Genomic DNA, 6307 nt, shown 5'->3' on the forward strand with positions numbered 1-6307 from the left:
CGTCGGCGACGTAGAACTGGAAGAACGCGTGGCACGGCGGTAGCGCCATCTGCGGGATCTCGCCGACGTTCCAGGCCGAGACGATGTTGCGCCGCGAGTCGGGATCGCTCTTCAACAGCTCAAGCGCCGCACTGATCTGGTCGACGTGCTCGCCGGACGGGGTCGGCCAGGACCGCCACTGCACGCCGTAGACCGGACCGAGATCGCCTGTGTCGCTTGCCCATTCGTCCCAGATGGTGACGCCGTGCTCCTGGAGCCAGCGCACGTTCGAATCGCCGCGCAGGAACCACAGCAGCTCATAGACGACCGACTTGAGATGCACCTTCTTGGTGGTGATCAGCGGGAAGCCGACGGCCAGGTCATAGCGCATCTGGTGGCCGAACAGGCTGCGAGCACCGGTTCCGGTCCGATTCGACTTCGGTGTTCCGGTCTCGAGCACGAGTCGCAGGAGATCCTCGTAGGGAGTTGCGATCGCCACTCGACCAGCTTACGTCCAGAGGCAGGGAGTAAAACGGAGGCATGCCGACGATCAACGACACCATCACCACGCCCGATGGAACCTGTCCCGTCACACTCGCCACCCCGGAGGGGGACGGCCCCTGGGCCGGGGTAGTGATGTACCCCGACGCCGGGGGCAGGCGTCCGGTGTTCGTTGACATGGCGGAGAAGCTGGCCGGTTACGGCTACGCCGTGCTGGTGCCCGACGTGTACTACCGCAGTGGCGACTGGGCGCCGTTCGACTTGAACACCGCCTTCAGCGATCCGGATGAACGCAAGCGGCTGATGTCGATGATGGGCGGTATCACCCCGGACAAGATGGCGGCCGACGCAGGAGCGTTCTTCGACTATCTGGCGTCCCGACCCGAGGTCAGCGGCACCGCGTTCGGCACCACGGGGTATTGCATGGGCGGGCGCTCCTCGTTGGTGGTGGCGGGCCGCGTTCCCGACCGGGTGGCGGCGGCGATGTCGTTCCACGGCGGCGGGCTGGCGTCCGATGATCCTGGCAGCCCTCACCTACTGGCCGACCAGATCCAGGCCGCGGTGTACGTCGGCGGTGCCGAGAACGACGCGTCCTTCACCCCCGAGGCGGCCGAGACCCTGGACAAGGCGCTGACGGCGGCCGACGTCGAGCACACCATCGAGTGGTACGCCGCCGCGCACGGTTTCGCGGTCTCCGACCACCGCGCCGCCTACGACGCCGATGCCGCCCAGCGGCACTGGAATGTCATGGAGAGCTTCTTCGGCGACCACCTCGGCTGACGGTTCCGGCATGGCCGCGTTGCCTCGCCGTGGCCCGGTAGGCGACCATGAACGCGTGTACGACCAGACCACTGCCAACGAACCGGATCCCAGCGAACCGGGATCGCGCATCGACCCGGTACTCGCCAGAAGCTGGCTGCTGGTCAACGGCGCGCAGTTCGATCGGTTCGCGCCGGCCGTCCACTCCCGCGCCGACATCGTGGTGCTCGACATCGAGGATGCGGTCGCGCCCAAGGACAAGGCCGCCGCCCGCGACAACGTGACCCGGTGGCTGGGCGAAGGCAATTCCGACTGGGTTCGCGTCAACGGGTTCGGCACCCAGTGGTGGGCCGACGACCTTGAATTGCTATCCAAGACGACGGTCGGCGGGGTGATGCTGGCGATGGTCGAATCCGTCGACCACGTCACCGAAACCGCCAAACGCCTGCCGAACGTGCCGATCGTCGCCTTGGTGGAAACGGCCCGCGGGCTGGAACGCATCACGGAGATCGCCGCGACCAAGGGCACCTTCCGGCTCGCCTTCGGCATCGGCGACTTCCGCCGTGACACCGGTTTCGGGGACAACCCGGCCACGCTGGCCTACGCACGCTCACGGTTCACCATCGCGGCCAAGGCGGCCCACCTGCCGAGTGCCATCGACGGACCGACGGTCGGATCGAGCGCGCTGCGCCTCAGTGAGGCCACCGCGGTCTCCGCCGAATTCGGCATGACCGGCAAGATCTGCCTGACCCCTGACCAGTGCTCGACCGTGAACGAGGGTCTGTCCCCGTCTCAGGACGAGATCAGCTGGGCCAAGGAGTTCTTCACCGAGTATCAGCGCGACGGCGGGGAGATCCGCAACGGCTCAGACCTGCCGCGCATCGCCCGCGCCAACAAGATCCTCGATTTGGCCAAGGCGTACGGCATCCACGAGTCCGAGTTCAGCGACGACCCCGACCACGTGCCCGCGCCGTCGGACACCTACCACTACTGATCGTCGCGGTGGCGGCCGAATGACCGCAGCGCGCGCCATATTCCGCGACCGGCGTACAGCGCCGCCACGATCGACACCACGATCATGACGATGAACATGACCAGCCAGTTGCTGCGGCTGTGGCTGACGTTCCACCAGACGATGGTGAACAGCACCGCGCAGATGAACACCACGATGTCGCGCCAATTGCCGCGGTAGGACTGGGCAACCTCCAGCAGCGACCGGTTCTTGTCGACCGCGGCGATCAGATCGTCGACCCGGATGTCGATGACGCGCTGCAGTTCGGCGCGCCGTTCGGTCTGTTCCGGCGGAATCCGTTCCAGGAGATCCATGTCCTGTTTGATCAGGCCGCGGACGTCGGGTCCGCGGAGATTGCCCGCGACGATGCCCAGAAGTGCACCTCCCGCGATCGGTGCACCGGCCATAGCGATTTCGGCGATACCAGGCATGCCTAGCTTTCTACAGCGTCAACTGCCGCCGTCGCGCTATTTCGCCCAGTCGGAGACGGGCTGCCAGGTCGCCTCGTTCGCCGGATCCGGGGCCCACTCGAGGCCGGAGAGAATGCCCTTGAGACTGGTGGGCGCCTCCGGAGGGGTGCCGGCAGTGTGCGGGCCGGGTAGGCCACAGTCGAATACGACCAGCATGCCGGGCTGGACCTGCACGGCGGCGTGGTCACCGGCTCCGTTCACGTCGTCGTCGAAGAAGCCGTCCTTGCCGCCGATCTGCATCGGCACCGCCCCTTGCTCCTGGAAGTGCCCGTAGTAGCCGTCGGAAGGCCAGATGTGCACGCCCAGAGTCTCGGTGTCGGGTCCGCGCTCGCACTGGCCCGCGCCGCCCATGACCGTGGATCCGCACGGAGCGAAGCTGACGATCGTGCCGTAGTCCCCCGTCCCGTCGATGTTGATCTCCGCCAATGGCATGTTCACGGGCACGTCGGGCATGCTCATCGGAAGCCGAATCGGGGTACGTTCCGCGGGCTTGAGAGCGTGGGCGAGTTCGACCATGCGATCGAGTTGGGTGGTCGCGGTGGTCAAACCCTTCACCGTCGCCCACGCATCGTCCGCGTACTGCCAGGTGAGTGTGGCTGTGTGCTTAGCCGGGTCTTCGATCAGGAAGCCATCGCCGTCACCGTTCACTGCGATCGGCTGACCCGCCCGCGCCTCCGTCGGGTCGAACTTGCCTGCGGCGTAAGCGGTCAGGTCGACGGTCCACGGTGCACACCCGTTGCAGGTGAACCTGGTTTCGGTCTCATCGGCCGGCCGGAGGCTGAACTGTTGGAACTCGCCCGTGATCTGCCGATTGAGTTCCTTCCAGCCCTGTGGCTGGTCGGGTACGAGGCCCATCCACCGAGCGTCGAACTGGCTGACGGTGGTCGACGACGGCGCCGGGGCGGCCGAAGAGCTGGCCACGCTCGGGGGTGCCGCCTGCGGGGATGGGTCGGCGGCCTGCTGCGCGCTGCAACCCGCCGCGACGACCACGAGCGCTGCCGAAACGAGGTTGACGATCTTCACCGCAGCAAGTTAACGACTCCTCCACGGCCGCCGCGCGGTTATTGACAAGTCAAAGGACGGCGCCGGGCCGACTCATTCCATCAACTGAGCAGCAACTGTCGCGCCGAGTTCCCAGCACGCCTCGATGTCGGCCTTGCTTGGCTTACCCGAAACCACCACGGTCCCAGCCGCTTTCACCCAACAGAGGCCTGTCGTGATGGCGTCGACGCCGCGCTCCGCGCCCTCGGTGCCCTCGTTGCCGTGGAGGTACAGGCCGAAGGGTCGTCCACGCGTCGCGTCCAGGCACGGGTAGTAGCAGACGTCGAACGCGTGCTTCAGAGCGCCGCTCATGTACCCCAGGTTGGCCGGGGTGCCGAGCACGTATCCGTCGGCCCCCAGCATGTCGGTCGGCGAAACGGTGAGCGCGGGTCGCCGAACGACCTCCACACCCTCGATGTCGGGGTCCGTGGCACCGGCCAGCACCGCCTCGAACATCTCCTGGCAATGCGGCGACGGGGTGTGGTGGACGATCAACAGGGTCCTGCTCATGCCCGCTCCCCCGCAGCCCGCTCCATCTCAACGGCCTTGCGCATCGTCTCCCTGGCCCGGCTCCGGTCCCCCGCGTAGTCGTAGGCGCGGGCGAGCCGGTACCACCGCCGCCAGTCGTCGGGGTCGTCCTCGAGTTCGGCGCGCACCGAGTTGAACAGTTCGTCGGCGGCCTCGCGCTCGATCCGCCCCGATGGCCTGCGCGGCAGCGCGCTGGTGTCGAGCTCCATGCCCTCTTCGCGCGCGAGGCGGCCCAGCCGCTGGTGCGCGAAACCCGCTCGCAGCGTGGCGATCATGGCCCACAGGCCGACGATGGGCAGCAGGAAGATCGCCACTCCGAGGCCGATCGCCGCGGGGCGCCCTGACGAGACGAGGATGACGCCGGCCCGGCCGAGCATGACGAAGTAGACCACCAGCGCCACGCACATGAAGCCGATCAGCAGCTGAATGCGCAGGGCGCGCGAGCCGTCGCTCATCGCGGGCTCATAGGTCGAGCAGCGGTTCGATCCCCACCGTGAGGCCGGGCCGCTCGTGCACGTGCCGCACGCCGAGCAGCACACCCGGCACGAACGACGTGCGGTCCAGGCTGTCGTGGCGGATGGTGAGCGTCTCCCCCTGGGTTCCGAACAGGATCTCCTGGTGCGCGACCAGACCGGCCAGACGTATCGAATGCACCGGGATGCCGTCGACGTCGGCACCGCGCGCGCCTTCGAGACCGGTACTGGTCGCATCGGGATTGGGCGGCAAGCCCTTTCGCGCCTCGGCGATCATCCGGGCGGTGCGCGCGGCAGTGCCCGACGGCGCGTCGGCCTTCTGCGGATGATGCAGTTCGATGACTTCCACCGACTCGAAGAACCGTGCCGCCTGCTTGGCGAACTGCATCGACAAGACAGCGCCGATCGCGAAGTTGGGCGCGATCAGGACAGCGGTGGTCGGCGACTCGGCCAGCCACTCCGTCACCTGGGTGAGGCGCTCGTCGGTGAAGCCGGTGGTGCCGACGACCGCGTCGATGCCCGCCTCGATCAGGAACTTCAGGTTGTCCATCACGACGTCGGGGTGGGTGAAGTCGACGACGACCTCGGTCTGGCTGTCCGTGAACAAGCTCAGCGGGTCGCCGGCGTCGACACCCGCGGTAAACGTCAGATCGTCCGCCGCGTTGACGGCGTCGACGATCGTCGCCCCGACCTTGCCCTTGGCGCCCAGTACTCCCACTCGCATGGCAGGCAAGCCTAGTCGGGTGCAGCCTCGACACCGGCCAGGACAGGGTGAACCACTATCACCACCCCGAGGAACTCCTCCGCGCTCCAGACGAGGATCCGTGAGCTGGGCGTCAGCAGCTGACCTCGACGTACACCGTCTTCGAGGTAACGGTGGTGACGATGTCGTCCATCGCACCCGGAGCACCGGAATCCATCCGGGCGAACGTATGGCCGGGGCGAACCGAGCTGACCACGCACTGATCCAGCGGCGCGGTACCCAACTTGTTCAGGATCACCTGGAAACCTTCGGCTTGCAGGTTGCCGACGGTCTCGGCTGCGGTGACAGGAGCCGACGGAGCCGCATTGGCGGCACCGGCCAAACCGACGGTCGCCGCGGCGATTGCGCCAGCGGCGAGGACGGGCAACGTGTAGGACTTCATTGTTCTTGCCTTCCGGAATGAATGGTGATGGTGCTTTCCTGACTGCGGTGTGCTCATGCCCTTCATTCGTTACAGATGCCCGCCTGGATGCCTTCCCGGTAGCACGGATACTTCGGCGACCAAACCGAGCTCTGCCTTCGGCCATGACGTGTGACACCCGCATCGAGCGTCAACCGTGAACGACTTCACGGAGGGCGCGGCGTGGCACCCAACGAGGCAGGCTGCGACCCAGCATTTTGCGCACGTTCGCGATGGATCATGGCTACACGTGCGCCGCGCCGGCCGGTCGGTAACCTTCGGCCACCAGCCATGCGCGAGCCCGACCACGCTGACGCTCATCCCGAAAGATGACGTAGCGACCAAGCTCCTCCGGCCAGCGGGAGAGGACGTCCTTGAACC

General features: G+C 66.9%; 9 protein-coding genes. 2 read left to right on the forward strand and 7 right to left on the reverse strand.

Going from position 1 to position 6307, the window contains the following annotated elements:
- Nucleotides 1-478, reverse strand: a 478-nt coding sequence (thyA, locus tag QOC69_RS16300) for a thymidylate synthase (protein WP_526441324.1), incomplete at its 3' end; no start/stop codon positions are given.
- Nucleotides 479-519: 41 nt separating this feature from the next.
- On the opposite strand from thyA, the gene QOC69_RS16305 reads away from it, so the two are divergent.
- Both QOC69_RS16305 and QOC69_RS16310 read left to right on the forward strand, forming a co-directional pair.
- The gene (locus tag QOC69_RS16305) at nt 520-1260 is read left to right on the forward strand and encodes a dienelactone hydrolase family protein (RefSeq protein ID WP_526441326.1); all 741 of its coding nucleotides are present in this window, start codon (nt 520-522) and stop codon (nt 1258-1260) included.
- A 55-nt stretch (nt 1261-1315) separates the two neighbouring features.
- Entirely contained in the window at nt 1316-2233 is a 918-nt protein-coding gene (locus tag QOC69_RS16310) for an HpcH/HpaI aldolase/citrate lyase family protein (RefSeq protein ID WP_526441328.1), read from the forward strand.
- Here QOC69_RS16310 and QOC69_RS16315 read toward each other — a convergent pair.
- The 6 genes from QOC69_RS16315 to QOC69_RS16340 all read right to left on the reverse strand — a co-directional run bounded on the left by QOC69_RS16315 (nt 2227) and on the right by QOC69_RS16340 (nt 5908).
- A complete protein-coding gene (locus tag QOC69_RS16315; protein ID WP_526441330.1) occupies nt 2227-2682 on the reverse strand; it encodes a hypothetical protein in 456 nt (151 codons plus the stop codon). The two genes, QOC69_RS16310 and QOC69_RS16315, sit on opposite strands and share 7 nt — an antisense overlap.
- A gap of 36 nt (nt 2683-2718) precedes the next feature.
- Nucleotides 2719-3744, reverse strand: a complete 1026-nt coding sequence (locus tag QOC69_RS16320) for a hypothetical protein (RefSeq protein WP_526441332.1) — start codon at nt 3742-3744, stop codon at nt 2719-2721.
- A 72-nt stretch (nt 3745-3816) separates the two neighbouring features.
- Nucleotides 3817-4272, reverse strand: coding sequence for a flavodoxin family protein (locus QOC69_RS16325; protein ID WP_526441334.1), 456 nt, complete (start codon nt 4270-4272; stop codon nt 3817-3819).
- Entirely contained in the window at nt 4269-4745 is a 477-nt protein-coding gene (locus QOC69_RS16330) for a tetratricopeptide repeat protein (RefSeq protein WP_526441336.1), read from the reverse strand. Before QOC69_RS16330 ends, QOC69_RS16325 begins: the two co-directional genes overlap by 4 nt.
- A gap of 7 nt (nt 4746-4752) precedes the next feature.
- Entirely contained in the window at nt 4753-5487 is a 735-nt protein-coding gene (gene dapB, locus QOC69_RS16335; protein ID WP_526441338.1) for a 4-hydroxy-tetrahydrodipicolinate reductase, read from the reverse strand.
- 112 nt (nt 5488-5599) lie between these two features.
- A complete protein-coding gene (locus QOC69_RS16340; RefSeq protein WP_526441340.1) occupies nt 5600-5908 on the reverse strand; it encodes a hypothetical protein in 309 nt (102 codons plus the stop codon).
- Nucleotides 5909-6307 lie beyond the last annotated feature (399 nt).

The sequence above is a fragment of the Mycobacterium sp. genome, assembly GCF_032162105.1.
Taxonomy (GTDB): domain Bacteria; phylum Actinomycetota; class Actinomycetes; order Mycobacteriales; family Mycobacteriaceae; genus Mycobacterium.